At 62.6% G+C, this 13848-nt stretch carries 13 protein-coding genes; 5 read left to right on the plus strand and 8 right to left on the minus strand.

Features of this window, described 5'->3' with window-relative positions:
- Positions 1-13: 13 nt before the first annotated feature.
- From H096_RS31575 to H096_RS31600, 6 genes are all read right to left on the minus strand, one after another.
- Complete coding sequence (locus H096_RS31575) at positions 14-1180, minus strand: M20 aminoacylase family protein (protein ID WP_033903143.1); 1167 nt, start codon at positions 1178-1180, stop codon at positions 14-16.
- On the minus strand, positions 1170-2399 hold the full coding sequence (locus H096_RS31580; RefSeq protein ID WP_033903144.1) for a diaminopropionate ammonia-lyase: 1230 nt from the start codon (positions 2397-2399) through the stop codon (positions 1170-1172). The genes H096_RS31575 and H096_RS31580 overlap by 11 nt, the downstream gene beginning before the upstream one ends.
- Positions 2400-2430: 31 nt before the next feature.
- On the minus strand, positions 2431-3207 hold the full coding sequence (locus H096_RS31585) for an amino acid ABC transporter ATP-binding protein (protein ID WP_033903145.1): 777 nt from the start codon (positions 3205-3207) through the stop codon (positions 2431-2433).
- Positions 3200-3865, minus strand: coding sequence for an ABC transporter permease subunit (locus H096_RS31590; protein ID WP_033903146.1), 666 nt, complete (start codon positions 3863-3865; stop codon positions 3200-3202). Before H096_RS31590 ends, H096_RS31585 begins: the two co-directional genes overlap by 8 nt.
- Positions 3866-3873: 8 nt before the next feature.
- On the minus strand, positions 3874-4515 hold the full coding sequence (locus tag H096_RS31595; RefSeq protein ID WP_033903147.1) for an amino acid ABC transporter permease: 642 nt from the start codon (positions 4513-4515) through the stop codon (positions 3874-3876).
- Between the two features lie 76 nt (positions 4516-4591).
- Complete coding sequence (locus tag H096_RS31600; RefSeq protein WP_033903148.1) at positions 4592-5482, minus strand: transporter substrate-binding domain-containing protein; 891 nt, start codon at positions 5480-5482, stop codon at positions 4592-4594.
- A 267-nt stretch (positions 5483-5749) separates the two neighbouring features.
- Here H096_RS31600 and H096_RS31605 point away from each other — a divergent pair, with 267 nt between their 5' ends.
- A complete protein-coding gene (locus H096_RS31605) occupies positions 5750-6214 on the plus strand; it encodes an Lrp/AsnC family transcriptional regulator (protein ID WP_033903149.1) in 465 nt (154 codons plus the stop codon).
- Between the two features lie 84 nt (positions 6215-6298).
- Here the strand turns inward: H096_RS31605 and H096_RS31610 are convergent, their stop codons facing one another.
- Positions 6299-7021, minus strand: coding sequence for a FadR/GntR family transcriptional regulator (locus H096_RS31610; protein WP_010211221.1), 723 nt, complete (start codon positions 7019-7021; stop codon positions 6299-6301).
- Between the two features lie 48 nt (positions 7022-7069).
- Positions 7070-8806 (minus strand): IlvD/Edd family dehydratase, encoded by a 1737-nt coding sequence (locus H096_RS31615; RefSeq protein WP_033903150.1) that lies wholly within the window; start codon positions 8804-8806, stop codon positions 7070-7072.
- Positions 8807-8998: 192 nt separating this feature from the next.
- On the opposite strand from H096_RS31615, the gene H096_RS31620 reads away from it, so the two are divergent.
- Genes H096_RS31620 through H096_RS31635 form a run of 4 tightly spaced genes read left to right on the plus strand, consistent with a single transcriptional unit; the run spans position 8999 to position 13818 of the window.
- Positions 8999-10321 (plus strand): MFS transporter, encoded by a 1323-nt coding sequence (locus tag H096_RS31620; protein ID WP_033903151.1) that lies wholly within the window; start codon positions 8999-9001, stop codon positions 10319-10321.
- 15 nt (positions 10322-10336) lie between these two features.
- Complete coding sequence (gene araD1 / locus H096_RS31625) at positions 10337-11326, plus strand: AraD1 family protein (protein ID WP_033903152.1); 990 nt, start codon at positions 10337-10339, stop codon at positions 11324-11326.
- Between the two features lie 11 nt (positions 11327-11337).
- Positions 11338-12918 (plus strand): aldehyde dehydrogenase (NADP(+)), encoded by a 1581-nt coding sequence (locus H096_RS31630; RefSeq protein WP_033903153.1) that lies wholly within the window; start codon positions 11338-11340, stop codon positions 12916-12918.
- 36 nt (positions 12919-12954) lie between these two features.
- The gene (locus H096_RS31635; RefSeq protein WP_033903154.1) at positions 12955-13818 is read left to right on the plus strand and encodes an SMP-30/gluconolactonase/LRE family protein; all 864 of its coding nucleotides are present in this window, start codon (positions 12955-12957) and stop codon (positions 13816-13818) included.
- Positions 13819-13848: the final 30 nt, after the last annotated feature.

Genomic DNA, 13848 nt, shown 5'->3' on the forward strand with positions numbered 1-13848 from the left:
TCTTCCCTCGATTTCACGACGCCAATGCCGCCACCGCCACCTGCGCGAAATACTGCGCGCCCGTCTCCAGCACCTGGTCGTTGAAGTCATACCGCGCGTTGTGCAGTGGCGTGCCGCCTTCGCCAGCCTGTTCCCCGTTGCCGATGAACACAAAGTTGCCCGGCACCCCTTGCAGGAACGCACCGAAGTCTTCGGAAATCATCATCGGTTGAACCTCCGGGTTCACCCGTTCAGCCCCCACCACCGCCGTCGCCGCAGCAACGGCAATCGCTGTGCAGTGTGCCCAGTTTACGGTGGGGGCGAACTCATGGGTGTACTCGAATTCACACGATGCCCCGTGCAACCGGCAGATACCTTCGCTGATTTCGCGCATGCGCTTGGCGAGCATGGCCTGCACTTCGGGCGCGTAGCTGCGCGTATCACCCTTGATCACCACGTGGGTGGGAATCGCGTTGCGGATACCGTCGGTGATGAACTCCGTGCAGGAAATCACGGCCGGCACGCTCGGATCGAGGTTGCGCGAGATGATGGTTTGCAGGGTCAGCACCACCTCGGCGGCAATCACAATCGGGTCGACACCCATGTGCGGGCGTGCCGCGTGGGTGCCGGTGCCGGTGATGCGGATCATGAAGTTGTCTTCGCTGGCCATGATTGCGCCGCTGCGTGTGGCGATGCTACCGGCGGGCAGGCCCGGCATGTTGTGCGCGCCGTAAATCGCGTCCACCGGAAAACGTTCGAACAGGCCGTCGGCGATCATGGCCTTGGCGCCGCAGCCGTGTTCTTCGGCCGGCTGGAAGATAAACCGCACGGTGCCATTGAAGTTGCGGCGCTCGGTGAGTAGCTTGGCGGCGCCCAGTACCATCGACATATGCCCGTCGTGCCCACAGGCGTGCATCTTGCCGGCAGTGACCGAAGCGTGTGCGCGGTCCGGTGCGTTTTCGTGGATATGCAGCGCATCCATGTCAGCGCGCAGGCCGACCGTGGCCGGGCTGTCCCCCAGCGTCAGGCTGGCGACCAGGCCGGTGCCGCCTATACCACGGTGTACTTCCAGGCCCATCGCCGTCAGGGCATTGGCAATGTAGTCGGCGGTCTGCACCTCTTCAAACCCGACTTCCGGATGTTGGTGCAAGTGGTGGCGCCAGCGCACCAGTTGCTGCTCAAAGGCAGTGTCATTGCTCACGGGAAACCTCCTGGGTCAGCCAATCGCGTTGGCGGGCGAGCACCGATGGCGCGGTTTCTCCCACCAACTCTGCGTAGACGGTGGGCGCAGTGGCCCCTTCGGTATTGATGATCAGCACACGGGCGTGGGGCCCCAGGCCGATTTGCTGCGCGGCGTTCGGGTCGTTCGCCAACTGCTGCAAGGCCGCCAGCCCGGCCACGCCCGACTCGCCGGCCAGGATCGGGATATCCGTCGTGCTGCCTCGCGCCAAGGAGCCCATGGCCGACACGGCAGCGTCATCGCTGATGGTCATGAAAAAGTCGATGCACGGCGCTAGAAAGCGCCAGGCCAACGGCGAAGTCTCACCGCAGGCCAGGCCGGCCATCACCGAGTCGACTGAACCGGTGGCGCTCGCCGGACGCCCTTGCAATGCGCTTTGATACAGGCAATCGGCTTGCTCCGGCTCGACCATCACAAACACCGGGCGCTGCGCCTGGGCGTGCTCCCACAGATAACTGCTGATACCGGCCGCCATTCCGCCCACGCCCCCTTGCAGGAACACATGGGTAAACGGCGGGGTGCCGGCGGTTTGCTCGATCAATTCGGCAACCAGCGTGCCATAGCCCTGCATCACATCACGGGGAACGGTTTCGTAGCCTTCGTAGGAAGTGTCGGAAACCACCGGCCAGCCGTGTTCCTCGGCCAGTTGCGCGGTATGCGCCACCGACTCGTCATAATTGCCCCTGATACGGATCACTCGCGCCCCGTACTCGGCAATCGACGCCTCGCGCTCCAGGCTGACATTCGTGTGCAGCACGATCACGCAACGACAGCCGACACTCTGCGCTGCCGCCGCCAAGGCGCGGCCGTGGTTGCCATCGGTGGCGCTGATCACCGTGAAATCCTGCAAACGCTGGCGGTATTGGCCGGTGATCAGGCCTTCGGGTTCGAACGCCTCCTGCGGCAGCATCCGCAGGATCAACCGGATCAACGCAATCGGCGCGCCCAGCGCCTTGAAGCTGCCCAGGGGCGAGCGGGTCGATTCATCTTTTACGCAAAAGCTGCCGACGCCGAGGCGGGCGGCAACCCCTGGCAAATCCCATAGCGGCGTCGCCTGGGGGCTGAGTTGATCCCAGTGCGCCAGCCAGCGCCGAGACTGCAGGGCGGCCTCGATATTCATGACCTGTTTCAGGCTGTCCGGGTACGGGCCTCGGATGGCTCGCGGATTAACACACAACATGAAAGGCTCCTTGTTGATGGAAGTGGCAGGCTTAGGCGGTCGCGGTGCGGTAGCGGCCCAAAAACTGGCGGACCCGCTCGCTGTCCGAATGGGTGAAGAATTTTTCGGGCGCAGCGCGTTCCACCACCAGGCCCTTGTCGATAAACACCACCTCATTGGAAACCGCGCGGGCGAACTCCATTTCGTGGGTGACAATCACCATGGTGAAGCCGTCTTCGGCCAGCGCACGCATCACGGCCAGCACCTCGCCGACCAGTTCCGGGTCGAGGGCCGAGGTGGGTTCGTCGAACAGGATCACCTCAGGGTTCATCGCCAGCGCACGGGCGATCGCCACGCGCTGGCGTTGCCCGCCGGACAGCGACCAGGGATAGGCATCGTGTTTATGCGACAGCCCGACCTTGTCCAGCAGTGCCGCTGCCTGTTCGTTGGCCTCTTTGCGGTTGACCCCCATGACATGGATCGGCGCCTCGGTCACGTTTTGCAGCACCGTCAAATGCGGCCACAAGTTGAAACCCTGGAACACCATCGCGGTGCGTGCGCGCATGGCGGCCAGTTCGCGGTTGGACATGGGCTTGAGGCTGTCGGGCTTGAGGCCCATGCGGTCGCCGCCCAGGTAGATCTCGCCGGCATCCGGCACTTCCAGCCAGTTGATGCAGCGCAGCATGGTCGACTTGCCGGAGCCGGAGGAGCCCAGGATGCTGACGGTCTGCCCGCGCTCGACGGTCAGGTTGATACCACGCAGCACTTCGATGCCGCCAAAATGTTTGTGCAGGTCGCGGATTTCCACGACGGGCGCTGATTTATTCATGGACCAATCCTCTTTTTTGCGCGCGCCGCGCCAGGCGCTGCAGCAGCGCTTCGACGATGAGCGTGATCGACCAGTACAGCGCGATCACCAGAATGAACGGCGGCAGGGGTACGAAATATTTGGCTTGAACAGCGGACGCGGCGGCGGTCAGGTCCATCAACGTGATGATCGAGAGAAACGCCGTGTCCTTGAGCACACACACCAGTTGGTTGCCGAACAGCGGGCCCGAGCGCATGACCATCTGCGGCAGCAGGATCCGCCAGTACATCGTTGCGTTGATAAACCCATGGGCCCACGCGGCTTCCGCCTGGCCGGCAGGCAATGCGATGCGGGCGGCACGCAGGATCTCGGCGAAGTAAGCGCCGTGGTAGGTGATCAGCGCGATAAAGCCAGCGGTCCACACGTCCAGGCGGACTCCCGCATTGGGCAGCCCGTAATACAGCAGGTACAAAAAGATCAGGAAGGGCAGCATGCGCATCAGGTCCAGCAGGCCGCGCAACAGCCTGCGTGGGAGGTTCTGCCGACCTTCGAGCAAAAACGCAATGCCGCATGCCAGCCCGAAGGCACACACCGCCGACACGCAAAACAGCAACAGGGTGTTCTGCAAACCGGTGGCAAACAGCGCGGCGTTGTCCCACAACATGGTCAAACCGTTCATGGGGCCTCCTACATGGCCAGGCGCTTGGCACGCGCATCAGCGATTCGTTGAAAGCGCACCAGGGCGCCGATGATCAGGATGTAGAACACCCCGGCGGCGAGGATCGGTGGCAGCGGGTCGTACGTGACGGCAGCGATGCGGTTGGTCACGCGGGTCAGGTCGACGATGCCGATCATCGCGATGGCCGGGCTGCTCTTGACCAGCAAAGACATCTCGTTGACCAGGCCGGGCAGGCTGGTGGTCATCATCTGCGGCAACATGATCCGGCGCAGGGTCAGGCCGGTGGTCATGCCGGCCGCGTTGGCCGCTTCCACTTGTTCGCGGGAAAAACTGTTGAGCGCGCCGCGCCAGATTTCCGCATTGAAGGCGGTGGTGTTGAGGGTCATGGCACCGATGGCGACGATGCGTGGGTCGATCTCCCAGCCGATGGACGGGGCGATCACAAACAGGAACAGCACCAGCGTGACCATGGGCGTGGCCCGGATCAGGCTGACATACAGCGCCAATAAGGGGCTGAGAAGCGGGATCTTCGCGGCCCGGAGCATCGCGACAACCAAGCCCAGCACCACCCCCAACAGGATGGAGATGCCGGATATCCAGATCGTCGTCCAGGCGGCATGAAGGAGCGTGAGCCAGTCACTGCCAGTCATCATGAATTCCTTGGATCGAGCGCGTTGCCCGGCCGCCAGCGGGCCGGATCAACGCGGGTGATAGACGCCGTGCGATCTACTGCGCGGTCAACTGCTTGAACTGTTCGACCGAGGTGATCGGCTCGCGTGGCAGGTTGTCGAAGGCTTGGCCCAGCCATTTCTTCTGCAGTTCGGCCAACTTGCCGGTGTCGCGCAAGTGATTGACGAAACCGCTCAGGTACTCCAATAGCGCGGTGTTGCCTTTTGCCACGGGCCAGGCAATGAAGCCCATGCCCGAGGTGGGCTCACCCACAGCGAAGACCTTGGGGCGTTCCTTGACCAGCATATTGGCCGGCACGATGGAGTTGACCACGTAGTCCAGACGGCCGTTGGCCAGGTCGGCGTAGGCTTCCGGATAGGATTGGTACTGCACGACCTTGCCCAATGAGCCGCCGAGGGACTTGAGCTTGGCGTCGAGCTGGGTCAGGCGCGCCAGTTGCGCACCGCCGGCCTGTACGCCCACGGTCAGGCCGGACAAGTTGGCGAGGCCCTTGATGCGCCCGTCATCCGCGCGTTTGATGTAGTAGGACACCTCGGGGGCCACCGGCGCCACGAAGTCGAAGGCGCCCAGGCGCTCTTCGGTCACGCCGGCGCCGGTGATGGCGCCGTCGTATTTGCCCGAGGTGATCCCGGCCAGCAGGCCGGTCCAGGGCATGATGTCCTGGTTGACCTTGAACGGCGCGTACTTGCGCAGTTCGGCGATCACGTCTTTATGAAAGCCGTCGGATTCGCCGTCCTTGATGAATTCGAAAGGGTAGTAGCTGTCTTCGGTGGCGACGCTCAATACGCCCTTCGCCTCGATTTGCTCCAGCGTCGCTGCCTGGACACCCAGGCTTGTGCCCAGCAGCAGTGCTGCCGCGCCAAGGGTGAGATAACGCTGTGCCGTGGAGACGAAGTTGTGCCGGTTTTGCTGCTGATCAAGTTTCATGAAGGATTCCCAGTGAAAAGGCGAAGGGCAGTGGCGAGCACAAAGGGAGGGGGGCATGTGGTCTCCTTTCTTATTGTTTTTTGCGGTGCAGATGATGCTAAGGCCTGCCTTGCGCACGATTGGCCGAAAATGCACGGCGTAAATGCACCATTCTTGCGTTTTGGCATTTTGTTGCGTGGTTGGCGTGGGAAGTTGCTAGATTCTCGGTGGCTGGCGCAACGAATCTGCGTCAACCGGCGTTTTGCGCCCTTCACCGAGGAATGCCCTATGCAGTTGGATGCTTACGACAGGAAGATCCTCAGTGTTCTGCAGGAGAACAACCGGCTGTCCCAGCGCGAACTGGCAGAGTTGGTCAACCTGTCACCGTCGGCGGTGAACCGACGTATCGTCGCGCTGGAGAAAGCCGGGGTGATCAGCCAGAACGTGAGCATCGTCGACCCCACGGCCGTGGGGCGGCCGATCACGGTGATCGTTGAAGTGAAGCTGGAAAATGAACGCCTGGACCTGCTGGACGAGATCAAGCGGCGTTTCGTGGGCTGCCCGCAGGTGCAGCAGGTGTACTACGTGACCGGTGATTTTGATTTTTTGCTGGTGATGAATGTGAAGGACATGAGCGAATACGAGCAACTGACCCGTGAGCTGTTCTTTTTCGGCAACATCAAACAGTTCAAGACCTTTGTCGCCATGCAAAACAACAAGCGCACGTTTGCCATGCCCATTGAGCTGGAGTAACCGTGCAACCTGGTTTTATGGGCCGGCACGCGCCCACATTTGAATCAGTTTGCACCTGATAAAGCGTGGTTGTCGGCCTGAATGTCAAAGTGGCGTGAGCACATTCATCACGGTGTCCAACGCCACCCGCGTGTCATCCAGTTGCACCAGCGACGCGTGCCGTGCGCCCAGGGCATCGCGGTTCTGAATGGCAGTGAGGATCGCCTTGTGCCGGGGCAGGCTCAGGCCCTGGATGTCCGGGCGGCGGTTGGTGATGTTGATCGACTCGCGCAACGGCAGCGACAGCATGTTGCACATGTAGGCCAGCAGGTCATTGCGGGTGGCGTCGGCAATCGCGCGGTGGAAGTCCAGGTCAGCCTGCAGCAGCTGTTCGTGGGTCTGCGCGGTTTCCATGCCCAGGTAGGCTTGCTCGATGGTGGCGATGTCTTCGTCGGTGGCGGTGGTCGCGGCCATGGCGGCGATTTCCGGTTCGAGGATGCGCCGCACGCCGGCCAGGGTGTTGAAGAACTCGCTGTGTGGCGTGGATTGCATCAACCAGGACAGCACGTCCGGGTCGAGCAGGTGCCATTTCAAGCGTGGCCGCACCACCGCGCCCACCCGTGGCTTGGAATACACCAGGCCCTTGGCGCTGAGCACGCGGGTCGCTTCACGCAACACCGAGCGGCTGACCTTGTACTCCTCGCAGAGCGTGGCCTCCATGGGCAAGCGTTCTTCGGGCTTGAAGCGACCGGAAACGATGTGCATGCCCAAATCCTGGACGATCTGGGCATGCTGGCTCTTGCGCGGCTTGGACGGCTGGTGATCCATGTCTACAGGGAGGCTCTGGCTTGAATTCGCCGCATCATAGCATCCCAATTAGTGGGAATGCCTTGGGACTTCCGCCCCGCGGCAACCCACCAGGAAGTCAAAGTCGCAGCCCTGGTCGGCCTGCAGCACATGGTCGATATACAGCTGGCGATAGCCACCGACGATCAGCTTCTCGGGTGGCGCCAGGTCGGCCATGCGGGCCGCCAGCTCTGCGTCGGGGATGTCCAGGTGCAGACGGCCGTTGGCGCAGTCCAGTTCGATCCAGTCACCTTCCTTGACCGTGGCCAACGGACCGCCGGCCGCCGCCTCCGGCGCCACGTGCAACACCACCGTGCCGTAGGCCGTGCCGCTCATGCGCGCGTCGGAGATCCGCACCATGTCGGTCACGCCTTGGGCCAATAGCTTGGCGGGCAAGCCCATGTTGCCGACTTCGGCCATGCCTGGGTAACCCTTGGGCCCGCAGTTTTTCATGACCAGGATCGAGTTGGCGTCGACGTCCAGCTCCGGGTCGTTGATACGTGCCTTGTACATGTCGAAGTTCTCGAACACCACGGCGCGGCCTCGGTGCTGCATCAGTTCAGGGCTGGCGGCGGACGGCTTGAGGACTGCACCGAGAGGCGCCAGGTTGCCGCGCAGCACGCAGATACCGCCGTCGGCGCGGATCGGGTTGTCGAGGGTGCGGATCACTTCGTCCTGGCCGTAGATCGGCGAGTCCTGGGTGTTCTCGCCGAGGGACTTGCCGTTCACGGTCAGGGCATTCGGATGGGGAATCAGGTTGGCTTCACCGAGGCGACGCAAAACAGCGGGTAGGCCGCCTGCATAGTAGAACTCTTCCATCAGGAAACGCCCCGATGGCTGCAAGTCGACGATGGTCGGCATGCCACGGCCCATGCGGGTCCAATCGTCCAGATCGAGTTCGACGCCAATGCGCCCGGCGATGGCCTTGAGATGGATCACCGCGTTTGTCGAGCCACCAATGGCGGCATTCACGCGGATCGCGTTTTCAAACGCTTCTTTAGTGAGGATCTTCGACAGCTTCAAATCTTCGCGCACCATCTCCACCGCGCGCATGCCGGACATATGCGCCAGCACATAACGCCGTGCATCCACCGCCGGAATCGCCGCGTTGTGCGGCAGCGAGGTGCCCAGTGCCTCGGCCATGCAGGCCATGGTCGACGCGGTGCCCATGGTGTTGCAGGTGCCGGCCGAGCGCGACATGCCGCCTTCGGCCGCCAGGAAATCATCCAGGGTAATCGTGCCAGCTTTCACCTGCTCGCTGAGCTGCCACACCACCGTGCCCGAGCCAATGTCCTGGCCCTTGTGCTTGCCGTTGAGCATCGGCCCGCCGGTGACCACGATGGCCGGCACGTCGCAGCTGGCGGCGCCCATCAGCAGGGCGGGGGTGGTCTTGTCGCAGCCGGTCAGCAGCACCACGCCGTCAATCGGGTTGCCGCGAATCGCTTCTTCCACGTCCATGCTCGCCAGGTTGCGCGTGAGCATGGCGGTGGGGCGCAGGTTCGATTCGCCATTGGAGAACACCGGGAATTCAACCGGGAAGCCACCGGCCTCGATCACGCCGCGTTTGACGTGCTCGGCGATCTGGCGGAAATGCGCGTTGCACGGGGTCAGCTCCGACCAGGTGTTGCAGATGCCGATGATCGGTTTGCCATGGAACTGATGGTCGGCGATGCCCTGGTTCTTCATCCAGCTGCGGTACATGAAGCCGTTCTTGTCGGCAGTACCAAACCACTGGGCGGAGCGTAGGCCGGGCTTTTTATCAGACATGATCGATTCTCTTATTGTATGACTATATGTGCTGTGCTTGCTTAAACATAAGCGTAAAAACCCTGCTTTGGAAGAGTTGTTTTGCAAATAGTCATACTATATAGTCGGCTTCAACTGAGGTATGGCCCTGGCGGATTTTCGCGAGAGGCGTCCCCCGAGCTTCTATAAAAACAACAATCGGAGATCGACCCCATGAGCCAGGAACTGCGGCTTATTCGGCGCATCACGCTGAAACTGATTCCCTTCCTGATCCTGCTGTACCTGATCGCCTACGTGGACCGCTCCGCCGTGGGCTTCGCCAAGTTGCACATGGGCGCCGACGTCGGCATTGGCGACGCCGCCTACGGCTTGGGTGCAGGGTTGTTCTTCATCGGCTATTTCCTCTTTGAGATCCCCAGCAACCTGATGCTTGATCGCTTCGGCGCCCGGCGCTGGTTTGCGCGGATCATGATCACCTGGGGCGCCATCACCATCGGCATGGCCTTCGTGCAGGGGCCGCACAGCTTTTACGTGATGCGCTTTTTGCTCGGCGCGGCGGAGGCGGGGTTCTTTCCGGGCGTTCTGTACTACATCACCCAGTGGTTCCCGGTGCGCCATCGCGGCAAGATCCTCGGGCTGTTTATCCTGTCCCAGCCCATCGCGATGATGATCACCGGGCCGGTGTCCGGTGGTTTGTTGGGCATGGACGGCATCCTTGGCCTGCATGGCTGGCAGTGGCTGTTTATCGTCATCGGCACGCCGGCGATCCTGCTGACCTGGCCGGTACTGCGCTACCTGCCGGACGGCCCCAAGCAGGTCAACTGGATGAGCGAGGATGAAAAAGCCTGGCTGACCGGCGAACTCGCCAAAGACCTGCAAGCCTACGGCCAGACCCGCCACGGCAACCCGCTGCATGCCTTGAAAGACAAGCGCGTGCTGTTGCTGGCGCTGTTCTACCTGCCGGTGACCCTGAGCATTTATGGCCTGGGCCTGTGGCTGCCGACCTTGATCAAGCAATTCGGCGGCAGTGACCTCACCACCGGTTTCATATCTGCCGTGCCGTACATCTTCGGCATCATCGGCCTGCTGATCATCCCGCGCAGTTCCGACCGTTTGAATGATCGCTACGGCCATCTCGCCGTGCTTTACGTGCTGGGCGCCATCGGCCTGTTCTGCAGCGCCTGGCTCAGCGTGCCGGTGCTGCAAATGGCCGCGTTGTGCCTGGCGGCGTTCGCGATGTTTTCCTGCACGGCGGTGTTCTGGACCTTGCCGGGACGGTTCTTTGCCGGCGCCAGTGCGGCGGCGGGCATCGCGTTGATCAACTCGGTGGGCAACCTCGGCGGCTATATCGGCCCGTTCGTGATCGGCGCGCTCAAGGAATACACCGGCAACCTGGCGTCGGGCTTGTACTTCTTGTCCGCAGTGATGGTGTTTGGCTTGCTGCTGACGGGGGTGGTCTATCGCCTGCTCGAACGCCGGCACGTGTTGCCTGCCGACCAATTCGCCGCCAGTGCCCGTGGCGCTACACGTACTTGATTCAGGAGAAATGACATGCGTTTGGTTCAGTTTGAATTACGTAACGGGGACCGCCGGGTTGGCGTGGTGGAAGGCAGTAAAGTGCGTGAGGTCAACAGCGCCCGCACAGTGCGCGAACTGGCCCTGGCTGCGATAGACGCCGGTGTCGGCCTGGCGCAACAGGTGGACAGCCTGGGCTTGGGCGACAGCTACGATTACGCCACTTTGCTGGCCGACCTGAAAATCCTGCCGCCGTTGGACCACCCGGACCCGGCCCACATGCTGATCAGCGGTACCGGCCTGACCCACCTGGGCAGCGCCTCGGCGCGGGACAAGATGCATCAGGCCGGTGATGACACCGCACTGACCGACACCATGCGCATCTTCAAATGGGGCGTGGAGGGCGGCAAGCCGGAATCCGGTCAGGCAGGCGTGCAGCCGGAGTGGTTCTACAAGGGCGACGGCAGCATTGTGGTGCGCCCCGGCGCTGCCTTCCCGTCGCCGCCTTTCGCGGAGGATGCGGGGGAAGAGCCCGAGATCGGCGGCCTCTACGTCATCGGCCCGGACAGCCAGCCCTATCGCGTTGGTTTCGCGGTGGGCAACGAGTTCTCCGACCATGTCATGGAGCGCAAGAACTACCTGTACCTGGCCCATTCCAAACTGCGCAGTTGCAGCTATGGCCCCGAGTTGCGCGTGGGCGAGTTGCCCCAACACCTGGCGGGCACCAGCCGCATTCTGCGCGACGGCGAAGTCATCTGGCAGAACGAATTCCTCAGCGGCGAGGCCAATATGTGCCACAGCCTGGAAAACCTCGAGTACCACCACTTCAAGTACCGTCAGTTCCTCACGCCGGGCGATGTGCACGTCCACTTCTTCGGCACCGCGACCCTGTCATTCGCTGACGGTATACGTACCCAGGCTGGCGATGTGTTCGAGATCAGCCAGGCCGAGTTCGGCGCGCCGCTGGTCAATAGCGTCGGCAGCAGCGATGCGGCATTCGAGCCCGGCCACGTCATCACCCTTTAAAGGAGATTTTCATGACCCAGTCACTTGGCCACAACTACATCGGCGGCCAGCGCAGCGCCAACGGCAGCGTTAAACTGCAAAGCGTCGATGCCGCCACTGGCGAAGCCCTACCGCAGGATTTCTACCAGGCTACTCCGGAAGAAGTCGACGCCGCCGCCAAGGCCGCCGCGCAGGCTTACCCTGCGTACCGAGCGTTGAGCGCGGCGCGCCGTGCGCAGTTCCTCGATGCGATTGCCGATGAACTGGATGCGTTGGGGGATGACTTTGTCGAGCTGGTCTGTCGCGAAACCGCCTTGCCCGCCGCACGCATCAAGGGCGAGCGCGGGCGTACCAGCGGCCAGATGCGCCTGTTCGCCAGCGTATTGCGTCGCGGTGATTTCTACGGCGCGCGCATCGACAAGGCTTTGCCAGATCGCCAGCCGATGCCGCGCCCGGATTTGCGTCAATACCGCATCGGCCTGGGGCCGGTAGCCGTATTTGGTGCAAGCAACTTCCCCCTGGCGTTTTCTACTGCGGGCGGCGACACCGCCGCCGCGCTGGCGGCAGGCTGCCCGGTGGTGTTCAAGGCCCACAGCGGGCACATGGCGACGGCCGAGCGGGTTGCCGATGCAATCATCCGCGCGGCCGACACCACCGAGATGCCCGCCGGTGTGTTCAATATGATTTTTGGCGGTGGCGTCGGTGAAGCGCTTGTCAAACACCCGGCGATCCAGGCGGTGGGCTTTACCGGCTCGCTCAAGGGCGGTCGTGCGTTGTGCGATATGGCGGCAGCGCGCCCGCAGCCGATCCCGGTGTTTGCCGAAATGTCGAGCATCAACCCGGTGATCGTGCTGCCCAAGGCGTTGAAAGCGCGTGCCGAAAGCGTCGCACGTGACCTGACTGCCTCGGTGGTCCAGGGTTGCGGCCAGTTCTGCACTAACCCAGGCCTGGTGATTGGCATCGCATCGCCTGAGTTCACCGCGTTCACCCAACAAGTCGCGCAATTGATCGGCGACCAACCGGCGCAGACCATGCTCAACGCCGGCACCCTTGGCAGCTATGGCAAGGGCCTGGAAAAGCTCCTGGCACATCCGGGCATCCAGCACCTGGCGGGCCGCCAACAGGCCGGCAGCCAGGCGCAACCGCAGTTGTTCAAGGCCGATGCGAGCCTGTTGATCGACGGCGATGCAGTGCTGCAGGAAGAAGTCTTCGGCCCCACCACGGTGTTTGTCGAACTGGCCGACCAGGCCCAGCTCAGCGCCGCCTTGCAGGGGCTACACGGCCAACTCACCGCCACGATCATTGGCGAGCCGGCTGATCTGCAACAGTTCGCCGAACTCACGCCCCTGCTGGAACAGAAGGTCGGCCGCATCCTGCTCAACGGTTACCCGACCGGTGTGGAGGTCTGCGATTCAATGGTGCACGGCGGGCCGTACCCGGCCACGTCGGATGCCCGTGGCACGTCGGTCGGTACCTTGGCCATCGACCGTTTCCTGCGCCCCGTGTGCTTCCAGAATTACCCTGATAGCCTGCTGCCCGACGCGTTGAAAAACGCCAACCCGTTGCGTATCCAGCGGCTGGTGGATGGCACGCCATCTCGCGACCCGCTGTAACGCGCACCTGAGAACAACAACAATCCAGGAGGCATCATGTCGTGTATCGCCGTTACCCCGCACCGTGCGCAGTTGGGCGAAGGTCCGTTCTGGGACGCGCCGACCCAGGCGTTGTACTGGGTCAATATCGCCGGTAAACAGGCGCTGCGCCTGATGGACGGGCAATTGCAGGTGTGGCAATTGCCCGAGCATGTCTCAGCCTTCATTCCGTGTGAAAGCGGCGATGCCCTGGTGACCTTGAGCAGCGGCGTGTATCGCCTCGACCTGGCCACCGAAGCCCTGACCCTGCTGTGCGTCGCGGACCCGCAACCGGGCAACCGTGGCAATGAAGCGCGCTGCGATGCCCAGGGCCGCCTGTGGCTAGGCACCATGCAGAACAACATCGGCGAGCAGGGCGAAGATCTGCCCATCACCCGACGCTCCGGCGGCCTGTTTCGTATCGATGCTGATGCGCAGGTCACGCCGTTGCTCAGTGGCTTGGGCATTCCAAATACCTTGCTGTGGAGCGACGACGGCCGCCACGTGCACTTTGGCGACAGCCTGGACGGCACGCTGTACCGGTATGAAATTCAAGCCGACGGCCAGCTCGATCCCGCGCAAGTCTGGTTCGGCCCCCACGAACGCGGCGGGCCGGATGGCTCGGCCATGGACGTTGACGGTTACACCTGGAACGCCCGCTGGGACGGCAGTTGCCTGTTGCGCCTCACGCCCGACGGCGAAGTAGACCGCATCATCGAACTGCCCGTCAGCCGCCCCACCAGTTGCGTGTTTGGTGGCCCGGATCTCACCACCCTCTATATCACCAGTGCCGCGAGCCCTTTGGCTCACCCCCTGGATGGTGCGGTATTGGCCATCGAAGTTGATGTACCTGGAAAACCCTGTCACCGCTTTGCCGGATAAACCCAAGACTTAAAAACAACAACAAGGAGT

Origin of the sequence: Pseudomonas sp. FH1 (genome assembly GCF_000510895.2) — a bacterium.
Taxonomy (GTDB): Bacteria; Pseudomonadota; Gammaproteobacteria; order Pseudomonadales; family Pseudomonadaceae; genus Aquipseudomonas; species Aquipseudomonas azotoformans_A.